Origin of the sequence: Paraburkholderia rhizosphaerae (genome assembly GCF_004366595.1) — a bacterium.
Taxonomy (GTDB): domain Bacteria; phylum Pseudomonadota; class Gammaproteobacteria; order Burkholderiales; family Burkholderiaceae; genus Paraburkholderia; species Paraburkholderia rhizosphaerae.
The window spans coordinates 187,892-203,040 of record NZ_SORE01000011.1 but is presented as its reverse complement, the minus strand read 5'-3'; the positions used below and the strand labels follow the sequence as shown (position 1 = coordinate 203,040).

At 59.1% G+C, this 15,149-nt stretch carries 13 protein-coding genes and 1 pseudogene; 4 read left to right on the top strand and 10 right to left on the bottom strand.

Features of this window, described 5'->3' with window-relative positions; genetic code table 11:
• Positions 1-8 precede the first annotated feature (8 nt).
• From BX592_RS16565 to BX592_RS16530, 8 genes are read right to left on the bottom strand one after another with little or no spacing between them, the layout of a single operon-like run.
• The gene (locus BX592_RS16565) at positions 9-1,628 is read right to left on the bottom strand and encodes a type II secretory pathway protein (RefSeq protein ID WP_134192887.1); all 1,620 of its coding nucleotides are present in this window, start codon (positions 1,626-1,628) and stop codon (positions 9-11) included.
• 2 nt (positions 1,629-1,630) lie between these two features.
• Positions 1,631-2,155 carry a toxin co-regulated pilus biosynthesis Q family protein gene (locus BX592_RS16560; protein WP_134192886.1) on the bottom strand — a complete coding sequence of 175 codons (525 nt, stop codon included), beginning with the start codon at positions 2,153-2,155 and terminating at the stop codon, positions 1,631-1,633.
• Positions 2,156-2,158: 3 nt separating this feature from the next.
• On the bottom strand, positions 2,159-2,581 hold the full coding sequence (locus BX592_RS16555; protein WP_134192885.1) for a lytic transglycosylase domain-containing protein: 423 nt from the start codon (positions 2,579-2,581) through the stop codon (positions 2,159-2,161).
• Positions 2,581-3,855 (bottom strand): TrbG/VirB9 family P-type conjugative transfer protein, encoded by a 1,275-nt coding sequence (locus tag BX592_RS16550; RefSeq protein ID WP_243849581.1) that lies wholly within the window; start codon positions 3,853-3,855, stop codon positions 2,581-2,583. Before BX592_RS16550 ends, BX592_RS16555 begins: the two co-directional genes overlap by 1 nt.
• An 11-nt stretch (positions 3,856-3,866) precedes the next feature.
• A complete protein-coding gene (locus BX592_RS16545; protein ID WP_134192884.1) occupies positions 3,867-4,670 on the bottom strand; it encodes a transglycosylase SLT domain-containing protein in 804 nt (267 codons plus the stop codon).
• Positions 4,663-5,937: a TraB/TrbI/VirB10 family type IV secretion system protein gene (locus BX592_RS16540; RefSeq protein WP_134192883.1), complete on the bottom strand. Its 1,275-nt coding sequence runs from the start codon at positions 5,935-5,937 to the stop codon at positions 4,663-4,665. Before BX592_RS16540 ends, BX592_RS16545 begins: the two co-directional genes overlap by 8 nt.
• A 5-nt stretch (positions 5,938-5,942) precedes the next feature.
• Positions 5,943-6,818 carry a TrbG/VirB9 family P-type conjugative transfer protein gene (locus tag BX592_RS16535; RefSeq protein ID WP_134192882.1) on the bottom strand — a complete coding sequence of 292 codons (876 nt, stop codon included), beginning with the start codon at positions 6,816-6,818 and terminating at the stop codon, positions 5,943-5,945.
• The gene (locus BX592_RS16530) at positions 6,815-7,516 is read right to left on the bottom strand and encodes a VirB8 family type IV secretion system protein (protein WP_134192881.1); all 702 of its coding nucleotides are present in this window, start codon (positions 7,514-7,516) and stop codon (positions 6,815-6,817) included. The genes BX592_RS16535 and BX592_RS16530 overlap by 4 nt, the downstream gene beginning before the upstream one ends.
• Positions 7,517-8,159: 643 nt before the next feature.
• Between BX592_RS16530 and BX592_RS16525 the strand changes: the two genes are divergently transcribed.
• The 4 genes and pseudogenes from BX592_RS16525 to BX592_RS16510 all read left to right on the top strand — a co-directional run bounded on the left by BX592_RS16525 (position 8,160) and on the right by BX592_RS16510 (position 13,041).
• Positions 8,160-9,188: a ParA family protein gene (locus BX592_RS16525; protein ID WP_134192880.1), complete on the top strand. Its 1,029-nt coding sequence runs from the start codon at positions 8,160-8,162 to the stop codon at positions 9,186-9,188.
• A gap of 61 nt (positions 9,189-9,249) precedes the next feature.
• A complete protein-coding gene (locus tag BX592_RS16520; protein ID WP_134192879.1) occupies positions 9,250-9,855 on the top strand; it encodes an IS607 family transposase in 606 nt (201 codons plus the stop codon).
• Positions 9,852-11,061, top strand: a pseudogene (locus BX592_RS16515) (RNA-guided endonuclease InsQ/TnpB family protein). Before BX592_RS16520 ends, BX592_RS16515 begins: the two are co-directional and overlap by 4 nt.
• A gap of 1,137 nt (positions 11,062-12,198) precedes the next feature.
• Positions 12,199-13,041 carry a replication initiation protein gene (locus tag BX592_RS16510; RefSeq protein ID WP_134192878.1) on the top strand — a complete coding sequence of 281 codons (843 nt, stop codon included), beginning with the start codon at positions 12,199-12,201 and terminating at the stop codon, positions 13,039-13,041.
• Positions 13,042-13,070: 29 nt separating this feature from the next.
• Here the strand turns inward: BX592_RS16510 and BX592_RS16505 are convergent, their stop codons facing one another.
• The gene (locus BX592_RS16505) at positions 13,071-14,123 is read right to left on the bottom strand and encodes a ParB/RepB/Spo0J family partition protein (RefSeq protein WP_243849579.1); all 1,053 of its coding nucleotides are present in this window, start codon (positions 14,121-14,123) and stop codon (positions 13,071-13,073) included.
• Positions 14,120-14,776, bottom strand: coding sequence for a ParA family protein (locus BX592_RS16500; protein WP_134192877.1), 657 nt, complete (start codon positions 14,774-14,776; stop codon positions 14,120-14,122). The genes BX592_RS16505 and BX592_RS16500 overlap by 4 nt, the downstream gene beginning before the upstream one ends.
• Positions 14,777-15,149: the final 373 nt, after the last annotated feature.

The window sequence follows — 15,149 nt, the reverse complement described above, 5'->3', positions numbered from 1 at the left end:
GGTCACGCTCACATCGAAGGAACAACGCTGGCCGTGAGCATGATCACCTGGAACATCTGTGACTTGTTCCACGTGCCCGTGATACCGGCAATACCACCGTTGGTCGTGCTGTCGGACTGATCGGTCACCGTGCCGTACAGCACGATCGTCTGCCCGTCCGAGAGCGCGATCGTCTGGTCGTTCTTGCTGCCAATCGTGTGCGCGAGCTGGATCTGCTGCAGCGTCTGGCCGGAGCCAACGGTTGCCGACGTGAATGGTCCGTTCAGTTTCGAACTGTCGGCCCAGTACGCCAGCACGATCTGGTTGTGATCGTTGACCGACGGCAGGATGTTCACGAAGTCACCCGTCGTCACGGTGCCCGGTGTCAGTCCAGGCACACCGCCTGAAGTGCCGCTGATGCTGCCCACCGATGGCGTGGTCGAGCGCAGATAGTCGTCGCTCTGGAAGGACGCTACCGAAACAGGGAGCCCGTTGAGCGTGAGCTTCGTCTGCGTGGTGTCGGTGATCGTCTTGCCATACAGGTTGAGCGCGTTGATCACCGCGTTCGTACCGGAGAAAGGCGTATTGGGCTTGAGCACCGAAAGGCCAACGGTACCGCCACCCGACGACAGCGAGGTCGGCGAGGTGAAGCTCACCGCATACTTCGCGAGACCACCCTGGATGGCATTGAATACGACATCCGCGTTCACCCCGGCCTGACTGCCGTTGTTCAGCTGCAGCTGCAACGTGCGCACACGGATCGACACCTGACGCGTCGAGATCGCGTTCTCACGCGTGAGCAGCTGGCCCATCCGGTCGGCCGCTTCCTTTGTGTCGTAGACAACGACGAGGCGGCTCTGCGGGTTCACGACTACGCGGCCCATCGGCGAGCGCAGCCGGTTGAGCTCGTCAGTAATCGACTGGATCTGGTCGAAGGCGCCGTCGCGGCCTGTCGACGTGATCGCCGAGAAGGAACCCGTGTCGCTACTGGTCGACCCGCCACCGTTGGCCTGATTGCCAGTCGACGTATTCATGCCCTTGGACATGGTGGACTTCACCGAGACCTTGCCCGGAATCGCCGCGATCTGGTACATCCGCGTCACGAAGCGCGAGATGTTGATGGTCGCGCCGTCGAAGGACCAGTCCAGCCCGAGGCTATCGGTCATGTCACGCAGGTACGACCCCACCTTGCCGGTGTACGCCTGGGTGAAGACCGGCTCCTCGTAGTTGTTGCGTGTCGCGCCGCCCGAAAAGCTGGTCGTCTTGCCATCCCCGGCCGATTCGCGCGGCACCAGCGACTCGCGCGGCACGAAGACGTCCGGGCTCAGGTGAACCGAGTAGCCGGTCGCGTTCGAGACGAGCGTCGCAATCTGTTTGATACCGACATTCGCCGGCATCGTCACCGCGCGCTCACGGAAAATCGCTGGCAGCGATGCGTCGTAAGCGACCGGCACCTGACGGTCGCCGAGGAACGCGGAGTCCACATCTTCAACCAGTGGGATCGGCCGCGGATCGGCGTTCATCGCGTCCGTCGCGGTCTGGTGACTCGCGTCATAGACAGTGTTGATGTCACCCTGCGTCACAGCGCAGCCCGCAATGATCGTAACGGCCGCCGCGGCGATCGCGGTCTTCAGGAAAAGCATGCGCATTGTCAGTCCTTGCAGTTGGCCGCGCGGGCAATCACGCGGATGACGTTATTGGTATGGCGGCAGATGCGCGTTGGCGTGCTCATGTGATTGGTCGCTCTCATGGCCTGCGTGAGCACCGAGGTGAAATCGCCCGTGAAGGTGGCGTTAAACGCGAGCGGCAGATCACTATCGACGCTCCAGGCCAGCTGCCAGCCCTGTGTTTGCAGCCACCGGTCGAGCGCGTTGCGCAGGTTGATGTCCTGCGGCGTGATGGTGAGCGTGAACGTCGCCGATGAGGCCGTACCGGGCAGCACGACAGGTGCGACCGCGAGTGAGGTACCAGTCGTCCCGGCAGGCAGCGACGTGGCGGTTGCTGACGGGGATGCGGACGGCACTGCGGCAGAACCCTGCGAGAGCAACTGCCAGCCGTCGCCGCCGGCGGCCTTTGCTTCGATCGCCGCGTGACTCCAGGGAGCAACAAGCAGCATGGCGAGTGCGGCCAGTACATGAATACGGCGATGGGATTGCATGATCGTTGTGGTTTGCATGGTTTAGTGCCCCTGCCGCTGCAGGCGTCGATAGATGGCGTTGGCATACACGAGCTGCTTCGAACTGGATGCGGCGTTGTATGCGCCCACTGCCTTCCAGGTCGGTCCGAACCGTTTGATGTTCGACGCGAGGATCCACGTGCCGATGTATGCGTTCACGCATGCGTCGAACAGGTGCTCCCGGCGCACGCCATACCGTGCGAGCGTCGGTAGCCAGGACGTGTTGATCTGCATCAGCCCGATGTCTTCGGTGCCATTGCTGTTCGCGTTGACGGCGTTCGCGCGCATGCCCGACTCGTGCTGCGCGATCGCGTGAACCAGCTGAGTGCTCACGTGCTGGAATGCAGCCGCATCGTCGAGACAATCCGCGCGACACGGCATGGCAATGACAAGTGCCGTGGCGGCGCCGAGTGACATTGTGCGCATCACGGCTTCACCATTGCGGTAGCGGTAGCGGTAGCGGTTGCCGTTGCGGTTGCCGTTGCCGTATCGGCGGCCGGCTGTTCCGTGTATTTCACATCGTGCCGGCGCGTTACGTTCAGCGTGTTGCCGTCAGCGGAGACGATGAACTGGTCGGCCGTTCCCCTGAACCGATAGTAGCGGCCCTTCTGCTCGCCCGATCCGAGATGGTGGACATCCGATACCGTCGCGTGAATGACCGATTCCGCGAACTTGAAATACGTCTGCCCGTCGTTGTCGAACACCGCTTCGAGGTGCACCGGGCTTGCCTGATCGAAGTCATAGACCGTGCCTGCCGCGCGGATCACGTTCACGCTGTTCGTGCCGTCGGAAACATCGAAGCGGTCGGCCCGATCAATCGTGACAACGTTCGCTGCGTCATCCCATGCCGGATGCAGCGATTTGCCTTCGGGGGTGCGGAACGTCAGTTTCTTCGCCAGCTTCTGCGCAAAGCGGATCTGCGTATGGGCGTCGTCGGCATCGCGGATCGCCTGCGCACCGAAGTACTGCGCGAGCATCGAAGGTTGTGACGGCGCGACCGGTTCAGCCGTCGCGGCGGCCGGCTTGCCCGTCTCTGTCGCAACCGTCACCGGGGTGCCCGGCCCGGTCGGCGGATCGCGATGCAGCCGCACGCGATGCGTATCAAAATCCACATCGGCGTAGAGCCCCATCTGCACCATTAGCCGGTCGAGTGCCTGCATCCAGTTTTCACCGGCGCGGGTTTCGAAGGTGCTCGTACCCGTCAGATCGACGTCCTTCTGCGCGGCTCCGCCCCATCCGGCCGGAACAAGCGCCTTTACGATTCCCGCGACCGGCAGCGTGGCGTTCAGCGAGCGCGCGGTGTCGAGCTTTCCGTGCGGGCCGATGAGCGTGAGCCGGTTCGAGACCGTTTCGGGTTGCACCGCGCCGTTAGCGGGGTGAGATGCGGCAGAACCGATGAACGTGTTCGCACGGTTCCAGCGCGCTGTCGCTTCGCGACCCGCAACGCGGTACGTAATCGCATCGGGCGTGCCGTCGACAACGACATACGGTCCTTCGCTGTGACCGCCATCCGCGGTGATGACCTGGCCCGCGCGCGGCTGGATGTAAGTCTTCGAGCCATCGTTGAAGATCAGTGCCGGGCGCTCGGTGATGCCGCCGATAATCTCGTAGTCGAAATCGAACGGATCGGTGTTGGCAGCACTGACCGTCACGGTCGCGAGCAGGCCTGCGAGCGCTACAGCCACCGTAGTTTTGTACATGACAAAGCGCTTCATGAGCCGTGGTTGATAAGGTTGAGGTTGCGCACGAAGCGCGCGAGGTAGGCCGAGCCCGGCGCGGGGTTCGCGCTGTGGTAGTACGCGATCGCCTTCGCCACCGAATGCGTTTTGCTGTAGTTCTCGTTGAGAATGTCTTCCGCGACATGGATGTTGGTCGCCGGCGCAAGGGCATCCCATGGCGACGCAAAGCGCTGCGCGTGATAGCACCAGTTGACCTGCATGAGGCCGACGTCGAAGTCGCAACGATGCTGTGCGAGCAGCGCGCGGATCGCGCCATACGCATCCTGACGCGAACGGAAGAAAAAGCCCTGCCCCGCCACGTTGAGCGTCCATGGCCACGCGCGGCCGTTCAGCCCCGACTCGTTCAGCGCGATGCCCGCGAGGACCTTCGCGTCGACGCTTGTGCGCATCAGCTCGAATGGCGTCGTCGGGCTCGCGCACGCCCAGCCGCCCCGCCCTTCCGTGATGGCCGCCTGCGCGTCATCGTCGAGCGTGGCGGGCTGCAGCCAGCCTTTATCGATGAGCAGACGCTCGAGCGAAACGTTGCGTGCGTCGATCGATACCGTTACGCCGGCGTCCGCCGTGCTGGCGACGTGCTGCCCGATGAGCGGCGCCGCCCAGGACGTGAACGCGCTCAGGCCGCAGTAATAGACGGGTGTGCCGTTCACCGGCAGGACTTCGCGTTCCTGCCCGCCAGCCAGCACGACGCGGGTCGGGCTGATCACCTGCGCAATGGTTGCGGCGGTAGCATCGGTCGCGGCCGCACACAGCAGGAGCGATAGAAGGCGCTTAGTCATCGCGATACGGTTCCATGTAGATATCGCGATTCACCTTGATCATGAAGTGGCGGTCGGCCGGGTCGTCGCTGATCGTCGGCGGGATGTTCTGATAGCGGTTGAGGACCGCCTGCGCGGTGTTCCCCGCCACCTGCCCTGCGGTGCTGCCCACCTGGGTGACGCCAAGCGGGCCGGTCGTCGTCGCCTGATCGCCGCCGTCGAAACGGTGAAGCAGGATCGCCGTCAGGAAGGAGGTGCCGTAGATCTTCCAGAAATGGTTGTTGACGTCACCCGAGAAGCCCGCCGTACCATCTGCGTCCGCACCCTGTCCGCCGTACAGCGGCACATGCCTGCCATTGGGCAGGCGCAGCTCGGTCGCCGCGACGAGGATCGACTCCTGGCCGGGCTGGATGTCCGCGCTGTAGGGCGCGACGATCGTTGAGCCCTTCGGGATCATCAGGCAGTCCCCATGCAGGCTGTCGTACACATCCTGTTCAACGAGCAGGGACGCCGTGCCGGGCCGGTCGGAGTTAAGTCCCTCGATCGACAGCACGGGAATGTGATGCGGCGGCGAAAGCACGCACCCGCGCGCCTGCCCGACGAACCCGGTGCGCGCGAAATCGCGCCCATTCTCCGACTGGTCCTGCACGTCCTTCATGAACCGGGTATCGCGCTCCTGGGTGGTCGATGAGCGTGCCGCCGGCTGGCCGAGGGCGGCCAGTGCACCGGCCGCCTGCGCGCCGAATGAACCCTGTGCGGCCTGTTGCGCGGCTGCCTGCTGGGCGGCCATCTGCTGCGGCGTGAGGATGCCGGGTGGTAGCGCGCTCTGCGCAACCACCGGTTCCTTGACCCGCATTCCCACCGGGAAAATCGGCGAGGCATAGACGTTGACCGCCTCGGCGCTCCTTGCGAGTTCACTTGTGTGCTGGTCCTGCATGAAGCTGTCAACCGTGAGGCCTGGCTTCCCACGCTCGCGCTCGCGCGTGGCTTCAGGCGCAGACGCCGCACGCTCCGCTGCTTCGCGGCGCGCCCTGGCCTGCTGGTCGGCAATTATCTTGTCGACGTCTTCGGTCGTAGGTGTTCTGTCGACGGCCTCGGCAGCCTTGTCTTTCTTGTGCTGGCGCGCTTCCTCCTGCGCCTGGTTGCTCGCCTTGATCTGGTAGTAGATGCCAATGCCTCCGATCAGCACGGCCGCAACGAAGCCCACGCCAATGAGCGCGTTGCGCGGCGACTTGCCCTTGACGATCGCGGCCTGATCGCCGCTCGGCTGGGATGCCTGTCTGGCCATGGCGGTCAGAACCCGAAGAGGCCAGTGCGGCCGCGGGTGATCGTCACTTCGTCATTCGCGGCGCGCAGCACGATCCGGTCGGCCATCTGCTGCACGACGATGTACGGTCCGCGGCGGATGAAATTCGGGCTGACGTTGTCGCCGTGATCCTTCACGATCGGCACGGCAAACGGCGCGCCTGCGGGAAGCCGCAGCCATATGAATTTACCGTCATCGAATACGACCTCCGGCCTGAACGGTGCCGAGCCGGATACGCTGTAGTCAAAATTAAGCTTGTCGGGCGAGACGCCGATCGGCCCCGAGTCGGTCGGGTTGGAGCGCACCGGGTCATCACTGCCCTCCCCCGCGTCCTCGCGCGCCCGCACCTTGGCCATCAGCGATTGCGGATAACTGAACCTCACCGTCTGGTAGAAAAGCCCACCCATCGGTGACGACACCAGCGTCATGTCGTACTCGCGCATGTTCGTGCTCAGGTGCAACGTGTTGACGAGACCCGGCTTCGTCGGCTTGATGAACACATGGTTCGCGCCGTCGGTGTCGGACACCCACTCGATCGAATCCCCAAAGGCCGGTTCGGCGACCAGCTTTTCGCCGCGCGCGAGCTCGATCGTCGTGGTCTTCATCGGTGCAGTCATGACGCGGAAGATCTGATCGCGGCTGTACGTGAATACCGCCATGCGCGCGTCGCCCGGCATCGTGACCGGATCGACACCGCTGTTAAACGGGTTGACCGGGCTCATCGGGTCAGCCAGCACACTGGTGATCTGTTGCGATGCTGCCGATGGCGCGGCGGTTCGGGGCGCTGCCAATACGAGGCCGTTGCCAACGATGCAGGCAACTGCGGTCAAAAACAGCGCGAAGGTTCGGAGCAGTGGCTTCATGACGTCTTGTTCAATGTGAAGAACGGAAAGAAGAAGCCAAACGGATTGGTACCGAGGGCGTCTTCAGCGGTCGGCGGCACAATCTGGTAGCGCATCGTCAGCGCGTATCGCTGCACGTCCGGCTTGTCGGTCGCGCTCTGGGTTGAAGTCGTCGTAAATTCGACGACCGCGGTCGAATCGGGAAGGAGCGACACGCTCGTCACCCGGACTTCGCGAACGAGCTTGGCGTTGGTGGTGATCGCCCGGAACGGTGCATCGCTCTTTAACCAGTCGCCGAACTGGTTGCGCGCGTTGCCTACCATCTGCGCCTTGACCGCGTTGATATTGCGGGCCATGCGCGAGGTCTGGATGCTGTCGGTCAGGACAGGTTCGATCGTGAACCAGCGCTGGACCGTCTCCTTGAGCGTGGTACGCGTCGCCTGGTCATCAGGCCTGTAGGCGACGAGCTGTGTGACGACCGGGTGACCGCTGGTATCGGAAGAGACGCCGTATGCCTTCACAACGGAAGGCGGAGGATTGCGCGTATAGACAGCGCCGACGGCAACGGCGGCGAGGATGAAGGAAAAGATCTTCCAGTGATTCGCCTCGACACGCAGGCGCGTGCCGTTATCGAAGATGATCTTCTCGGGATCTTCTACGGAGTATCCGCCGGGTGCCGGCGAAAGTGCGATCTGCTTCTTCGTTCGAAAAAAACGCATGACGGGCTATCCAATAGGGGCGACTCAATTGAATCAGCCCGTACGGGTAGCCAGTCATGCAAAAGAGCAGCGATTTTGAGGCGCTTTCGGGATGCGCTCTTTCGCGCGGCTTCTCCACGAGTGCCGTCAACCAGTTGACGGCCTTAACCCGGAAAGCTCGACGAAACGATATAGCTTTTAGGCTTTCTGAAAATAGCAGTACGCGATCCCAGCATGGCACAACGTCCGGACGTTGCATTATTTGCGCACCGGCGACTAGGTCTTGCTCGGGACGCGAGTACAGGAAAATCATAAAGTTAGCCACGCTCAACCGACGCAGACGTACCGTTTAGGCCGTCAACCAGTTGACGGCTGAGTTTCATTTTTCTCAACACTCGCGCATACATTAGGCAAAATTGCTTGCTTTGTTTTACCCATAGATACAATGTGCGGGCCGGTATCACCAATTTCCAGATCAACGTTTGCAAGTCGATATAAATATAGTTGCTAGGATTTTTACTTATAAATAGGTAAACTCCTTGCGGGCAGGGCAAATAGTCTACAACCCCGTACACTGCGCAAGAGGTCTAACTTGTCGAGAAAGCCATTTAAAGTCCAAGCTGCGGCCCAATTGCTAGGCACAACCAGCGACACTGTCAGACGCATGGTTGATGAATTCGGAATTGACGTAGCCCGACAGGAATCTGGCACCAAGACGCGCCTTTTCTCTGTCGAGAACATTTTCGAACTGGCCCACTATCGTGCCAATCGCCGAAAGGAGAAGCCCGCGCCCAAGAAGCAGGTGGTCGCAACGATGTACGCGCCGAACAGCGGCGTTGGAAAAACTACGCTCGCGTCCAACTTCGGCACCATCTTTTCCCTGAGAGGATTCAAGACGCTCGTCATCGACCTCGATTTTCAGGCGAACCTCACCCTTAGTTTCGGCTATGACCCAGCATTGACAGCTGCAGAAGCAATCGAGGCTGGCATTAGTCCATCAGAAATTGTCGAACACCATTTCGGAAACCTAACGCCAAATTATCCATTGGGTCGTGTAACCCTTCAGGAGGCGATCAAGAAACCGTTCGGTGAATATGGGCCGCACATCGTGCCAGCCGATCTGAATCTGGATCGGCTGGACGCGATGCTGATGCACGAAATGTTCGTAAACAGAAATGCGGATTTGACGCTTGCTCGTCTGATCAAGGAGGGACTCTCAAAGAAGGACCAGTACTTTGACATTTCTGAATACGACATCATACTTTTCGACGCTGCGCCGGCAAATAACCGCATTACCTATGGCGCGTTGCTAGCCTCGGACCATGTCATCTCGCCAGTATCGATGGAGAAATTTTCCCCGAAGGGCATGTTTTATCTCTCGAGCATTCTTGCGGAGATGCAGGACCAATTCGAGAGGAGTCCCGATCTAATTATTGTCGGAAACTTCTTTGATCCCAACCGCGTGCGCGCGATGGGCCAATTGATGGCGATCACGCAGGCATCATATAAGGACGCGTGGCTGGACAGTTCAATTCGCCGCAGCGAAGACTTTTCGAAAGCGCTGATTGGCGAATCCGAGTTACCTGTCGTCCTGTCAAAGCCCGGCAGTCAGACAGCAACAGAACTGTGCGCGAGCGCCAATGAGCTTCTCGAGCGAATGGAAATCTCGAAATCCTGCCCTAACAGGACCTAACGGGACGCGGGGTGAACAACTGAGTTGAATTCTCTGCCGAAATCTGCCCTAATCTATCCATATGGAAAAGAGACTTGTGAAGATTGGCGAGGCAGCAACGATGCTCGGCGTCGCGGTCTCCACCCTGCGCAAGTGGGAGGAGACCGGTGAACTGTTGCCCGCGCGCAAGACGGCGGGCGGAACGCGCTACTACGCAGTCTCGGACCTGCTCGGAATCGGCAATGAGGATGCGCCGACGGTCTGCTACGCCCGTGTTTCTTCGCATGACCAGAAGGCGGACCTTGAGCGTCAGCACGCGATGCTGGAAAGCTACTGCGCCGCAAAAGGCTGGCGCTGCGAGGTCATTAGAGACCTGGGCAGTGGCATGAACTACCACAAGAAAGGCTTGAACCGGCTGCTCGAAATGATTCTGCGCAAGCAGATGAAGCGGCTTGTAATCACTCACAAGGATCGCCTGCTGCGCTTCGGATCCGAGTTGGTGTTCGCCATGTGCGCGGCGCAGAACATCGAAATCGTCATCATCCACAAGGACGACCAGCCGTCGTTCGAGGAAGAACTCGCAAAGGACGTGCTCGAAATCATTACGGTATTCTCGGCCCGCTTGTACGGCTCGCGCAGCAAAAAGAACAGGCAGCTTCTCGAGGCCCTGAAGGAAGCCGCCGGGTGATTGTCCGCGTCCATAAAATCCGCCTCGATCCGACCGCAGAGCAGGCGAGGTATTTCGCTCGCGCATGCGGCGTGGCTCGGTTCGCCTATAACTGGGCGCTGGCGGAATGGAAGCGCCGACACGAGGCAGGCGGAAAACCGAACGAGGCTGCGATGCGTAAGCAACTGAACGCGATCAAGGCCGCCGAATTCCCGTGGATGGCCGAGGTAACGAAGTGCGCGCCGCAAGTCGCAATCAAGAACGTAGGGCTCGCGTTCGACCACTTCTTCCGGCGATTGAAGCTCGGCCAGAAGCCGGGCTACCCGCGCTTTAAGCGCAAGGGCATCCGCGATTCGTTCCGCGCTGACAATGGGCCTCAGAACGCGTCAAGCCATGCTGTACAGGTAGTCGGCTCAACCGTGAAGCTTCCGCGCTGCGGAGTCGTTCGCATGCGCGAGGAATTGCGCTTTGCTGGGCGCGTGCTGGGCGCGACCGTGAGCCGCATGGCCGATGGTTGGTATGTCGCGCTATCCGTCGAAACAGAGGAGCGCCTGAGGGCCGTGGAGGATCGCGGCGCGGTCGGCGTAGACCTTGGAATCAAGACGCTGGCGACATTCAGTGATGGCGGCGGCGCCCCCGCGCAAAAGCCGCACCGTGCCGAGCATAAGCGCATGGCGCGCCTGTCACGCTCGCTGTCGCGCAAACAGAAGGGAAGTGCAAACCGGGCCAAAGCGAAAGCCAAGCTGGCCCGGCTGCACCTGCGTATCGCAAACGTCCGCAAGGATGCTTTGCAAGCTGACGACGAAACTCGCAGCGAACTACTCGACCATCGGCATCGAGGATTTAAACGTCTCGGGCATGCTGAAGAACGGCAGACTCGCTCGTGCCATCGCCGATGCAGGATTCTTCGAGTTCCGCCGTCAACTGGAATATAAGGCCGCCATGACCGGCGCTCAGGTGATCGTGATCGACCGCTTCTTTCCGAGCAGCAAGACGTGCTCGGCGTGCGGCGCGATTCATGCAATCACGCTGGCCGACCGGGTTATCGAATGCGGCTGCGGCTTAAAGATGGACCGCGACCTTAACGCGGCCATCAACATTCGGCGTCAAGCTCTGGCGCAGCAGTCTGTGGAGAGGAAGGCTCTGGCGGATGCTTCGGCAACCGTGAAACCGGCCTCTGTGAAGCAGAAAAAGTCAGGTTTGCACAGCAATGTGCAGACTACTTAGAGCGGATTCCTACAGGTGGCGGAAGCACCTTCAGCGCGTTTCCTCACTTCGCCGGGTGGCCGGAATGCGCCATCCCACAGGCAATCGCAGCATATCCTGCAGTAGAAAATCCGGACAAGTTCGCCTGCCTCCCCGCGCGCGCGACGATGTACGGTCTGCGGCCGACGGAAGTCTGATCTGTAAAGTGACATTTTCCGACCCACAAAGGAAAAAGCTGGTGCTCTCGGGCAGTGTTTTCACTTTCAGCTATTCCAAAGCCCTTCCAAAGGTGACGCTTTCCGACCTGGAGGGGCGTCGTTGACTTGGTGCGCGATCGATTCGATCGCTTTGGCCCGCTTTGTGTCACTTTTGGCGCTAGCAACTGCTCACATCCTGTAACGCCGCGTCCCACCAGGCACTTCATCGATCGGTTACATAGTCTGGATGTGTCGCTTCGCATGGACTATGGCGCGTGGCGCCCCAGTGGGTCGAACCGCGTCACCTTTTGCTTCTGGGTCGGAATGCGTCACCTTTGCTTCCGGGTCGGAATGCGTCACCTTGTGTGTCTGTGTCCGTCGGAGCAGGTCGGAATACGTCACCGCTCGTTGACAATCGCTGGGTCGGAATATGTCACTTGGATGCACGAATGAACGACGGGTCGGACGTCACAGTTGCGTGTCGGGCCGTTGGGTCGGAATGTGTCACTGATGCTGGTTATCACACTGGGGTCGGTTTACGTCACCTTTCGTGGCACCGTTCCTTCGGAAAAATATCCTTGTCGGCACGCTAATCCAGCTGAGTTCAGCGGAAAGACAGCGGCAGCAGGTTAGAACGACGATGATCAACCTAACGGTTGTTGTTTTTTTGGCATCAGGCTGATCTTTTTTAAAGGTCTCTTTTATAAGATAGTTTGTATAACCCTTTGTAGAACCTTTTGTAAACGCATATCCGACTGGCTAGAAGCCTTGACACGCTTGGTTCTCCGGCCCTACCCCTTCAATCAAAAGTGACGTTTGGCGACCTGCCCGTGACTCAAACCGACCTGGTATGGACAAAAAGCGGGCCGGATGTGACTTTTAGCGACCGTTATCCACATCGGTGACTTGCGATGTTGTCATGTCACCTTATAATGGTGACGCCTTCTGCTAGGAGTCACCTTTGGACAAAAAAAGCGGTGCCCCTTCCGGGGAATCCCACGTCGAGATAGTAGAGATCGAGCCTCTGCACATAGAGGTGCTCGACGAACCAGCGCTTGATGGGGAGGGACGCGTCAAGGGCACCGTTGCAATGAGCAGGGCACTGGTGAATGCTCAGCAAGGCCTCACGTTGAACGAAAAGCGCGTGATGATGGCCGCGCTTCGATGTATCGACAGCAAAAAGTCTCCGTACCTTCATGGTCGCACGAACGGTTACGTCGCGGTGAGAGTCCGCGCTGATGAGTTTGCCGCACTTGCTGCTTTGGCGCCTCGTTCGGGCGAGAAACAAGCGACCGCAGCGTACGAGGGATTGAAAGAAGGTTGTGCAAGCCTCCAGAAGCGCACGTTGACCTACATGGACGGCCCGCGGAAAGTTACGCTCAACTGGGTCTGGAAGGCCGTATATCACGAACGCGAAGGTTGGGCGGAAATCTCGTTTTCGCCCGACCTTACGCCCCACATTTTTATGCTCCAGCGCAGGTTTGTGTCGTACCAACTGGAGTTTGCGAGAGGGTTGCAGTCCTTATATTCGTGGCGGTTGTTAGAGCTACTAATGAGAGAGCGTGATCGGGGACGACTGCTCATCACGCTCGAGGATTTCAGGTCAGTATTGGAAATTCCGGAAACATATCGCTTTGCCGATATCAAGCGCCGGGTGATCGAAACGGCCGTCAACGAACTGAATTCGAAGGCCGATCTAGTCGTGACCTGGAAGCCGATCAAGCTTGGCCGAGCGGTCAATTCACTCGACTTCCAGTTCATTCAGAATCCACAAAGCCGTCTAGCACTCGATGACGCCGCGTAGTCGCGGGGTAGCGTTGCGGTACAGCCGCGTCAACTATTCTCTGCTTTAGCAGGTGTGCTTCCGTGGCCGTCCTTTTCGAGTTGTTCCCTTAAGAGCGTGAGATAGCTTTGCGCTGTCTCCGCGTTTCCTAAGGCCAGATCCACAACGATGCGGCCGTTGTCCCACTCCTTTATCGTGCCCAAGGGGGTGCCGTCTGCCCGTGCGATCTTGTATTGGCGCGACATGTTTTTTCGGGCGCGCTTCCCTTGCTCGAGAGCCTCCCGTATCGACTTAACCTTCGCGAATGAAAGTTGCTCGTCGCGGATGCGTTCTGTGAACGCAATCGTCTTCGCATCGATGCCCATCGCCTTGTGGTACAGAGCAATCTCGTAGCTAATGTTGATCCCGAATGGCTCAGGTGTTTCGGCCATTATGTCGCGAACCGCGTCGGGCAGCTGCAGGAGCGATAGGAGCTTGCTGACCTTTGACTTGTTTTCCCCGATAAGCCGGGCTAGCTCGTCATCGCTCCGCGCAATCCCGTTATCCAGCAACTTTTGATAACCGTATGCAATATCGAGTGTGGTTTCAGCTTCGCGCTCACTGTTTGCAGCCCGAGCCAGCCGGTAAAAGTCGATAGGCTGCAGCCCTTCAAGTATGCAGACTTCGAGCTCGGTCTTGTTTAGCGAGGCGACACCGCGTTTTCGGTAATGGCCGTCGATAAGGACGATGCGAGAGGAATCCGTCGTGCTACGCGCAGCGAGTGCGGGCACCAACTGCCCTTCTTTCGCAATCGAGTTTGCGCGTGCAGCGATTTTCTCTTCGCTATAAATCGTCCTGCTGTTAAGGGGATTGTCATCGATTTTATCGATGGGCCACCTGGCAAAGGTGCGGGTGACCTTTCCTTCCTTTTCCAGTGTTTCTACATAGAAACTTGCACTGTCGGCACGTTGCACGTCTTGTGCGATGCCGACAAGCAGACTATCCCTGCCCTCCAACGCTGAGTCGATCCTGTCGAAACGCGAGCTGACCTGAGACTTCCGAATTTGTTGATCACGAGTCGAACCTGCGTTGATTTGCTGAGAAAAATCCTTGCGCGCCATCATTCTTCTCCGAGTACTTGCAGAATTTCGTCCACAAGCGCATTGATTTCTTTGTGCGCTGCTTTTGCCCCCGCGATCTGAAGGACGGTGGTTCCAGAGACCTCCGCCTCCTTGTAAGCACCGCGCAAGCCAAGCCGTGTCTTGAACATCTGTATTTCTTCGTCTTGTTCAGCTGCTTTAAATACTTGACGAACTATGGTGATGTTCTGATCCATGTTTGCGACTGCGCGGAGTTTTAGGTCGGGGTTCAGGCCTTGCGCGTATACGCCCAGTTTCTTTGCTTCCTCAATGGCCCATAGGTTCCCGCCAGAAGGTCCAACGGGGATAAGACCAAGATCCGAAATAAGCAACGCAACTGATGGCGCAGTAGATCGAATCGCAGGTGGGCAATCAATGACGATGAAATCAAAATCATCGACGAATTTTCTAATTTCACGTTCTGGCTTGTTCACCTGCGACAGATTTGCGAGCGACGCCGGAAACGGCCGGTGGTCCGGCGCATTACCAACGGAAATAGACGCCGTGGCTTGCGGATCTAGATCGACTAAGAGTGTTTTTCTTTCTCGGGAGCCCAAAGTGCCCGCGACATTGGTGGAGACGGTGGATTTGCCTGCTCCACCTTTTTGATTGAAAACAGTGATGATCTTTGCTGGCATTTGGGCTCCTGTTCCATGCCGAGTTTCTACGTAGAAACTCGTGACCGTGGCGTGGCGAGACTCCGCACGTGAGCCGGAGTTTAATGTCTGAAGACAAATAATTCAATAAATTGTCAGTTGTTTTGTTACGACGTAAGGCGTTCGCAGCGTGTGCGGGTCCGAGGCACTATGACGGGCCCCGCGACTTGAAAGAACCGAAGTTTCTACGTAGAAACTGTGAGCCCACGCCAATACGATCTCGACGTATTGAGGAATTGAGTGGGCGACGCGGCGCCCGTCGGCCTTGACCGAGGGAAGCGCAGTTTCTACGTAGAAACTGCGAACTCAGCCAAAGAGCATCTCGCCGTACAAGGAGCCGTTGAATTTTCTGTTC

Bases quoted from the DNA above. Each gene is read 5' to 3' on its own strand.
- BX592_RS16565 (WP_134192887.1), bottom strand. From the start codon at position 1,628: ATGCGCATGCTTTTCCTGAAGACCGCGATCGCCGCGGCGGCCGTTACG.
- BX592_RS16560 (WP_134192886.1), bottom strand. From the start codon at position 2,155: ATGCAAACCACAACGATCATGCAATCCCATCGCCGTATTCATGTACTG.
- BX592_RS16555 (WP_134192885.1), bottom strand. From the start codon at position 2,581: ATGCGCACAATGTCACTCGGCGCCGCCACGGCACTTGTCATTGCCATG.
- BX592_RS16550 (WP_243849581.1), bottom strand. From the start codon at position 3,855: ATGTACAAAACTACGGTGGCTGTAGCGCTCGCAGGCCTGCTCGCGACC.
- BX592_RS16545 (WP_134192884.1), bottom strand. From the start codon at position 4,670: ATGACTAAGCGCCTTCTATCGCTCCTGCTGTGTGCGGCCGCGACCGAT.
- BX592_RS16540 (WP_134192883.1), bottom strand. From the start codon at position 5,937: ATGGCCAGACAGGCATCCCAGCCGAGCGGCGATCAGGCCGCGATCGTC.
- BX592_RS16535 (WP_134192882.1), bottom strand. From the start codon at position 6,818: ATGAAGCCACTGCTCCGAACCTTCGCGCTGTTTTTGACCGCAGTTGCC.
- BX592_RS16530 (WP_134192881.1), bottom strand. From the start codon at position 7,516: ATGCGTTTTTTTCGAACGAAGAAGCAGATCGCACTTTCGCCGGCACCC.
- BX592_RS16525 (WP_134192880.1), top strand. From the start codon at position 8,160: ATGGTTGATGAATTCGGAATTGACGTAGCCCGACAGGAATCTGGCACC.
- BX592_RS16520 (WP_134192879.1), top strand. From the start codon at position 9,250: ATGGAAAAGAGACTTGTGAAGATTGGCGAGGCAGCAACGATGCTCGGC.
- BX592_RS16505 (WP_243849579.1), bottom strand. From the start codon at position 14,123: ATGATGGCGCGCAAGGATTTTTCTCAGCAAATCAACGCAGGTTCGACT.
- BX592_RS16500 (WP_134192877.1), bottom strand. From the start codon at position 14,776: ATGCCAGCAAAGATCATCACTGTTTTCAATCAAAAAGGTGGAGCAGGC.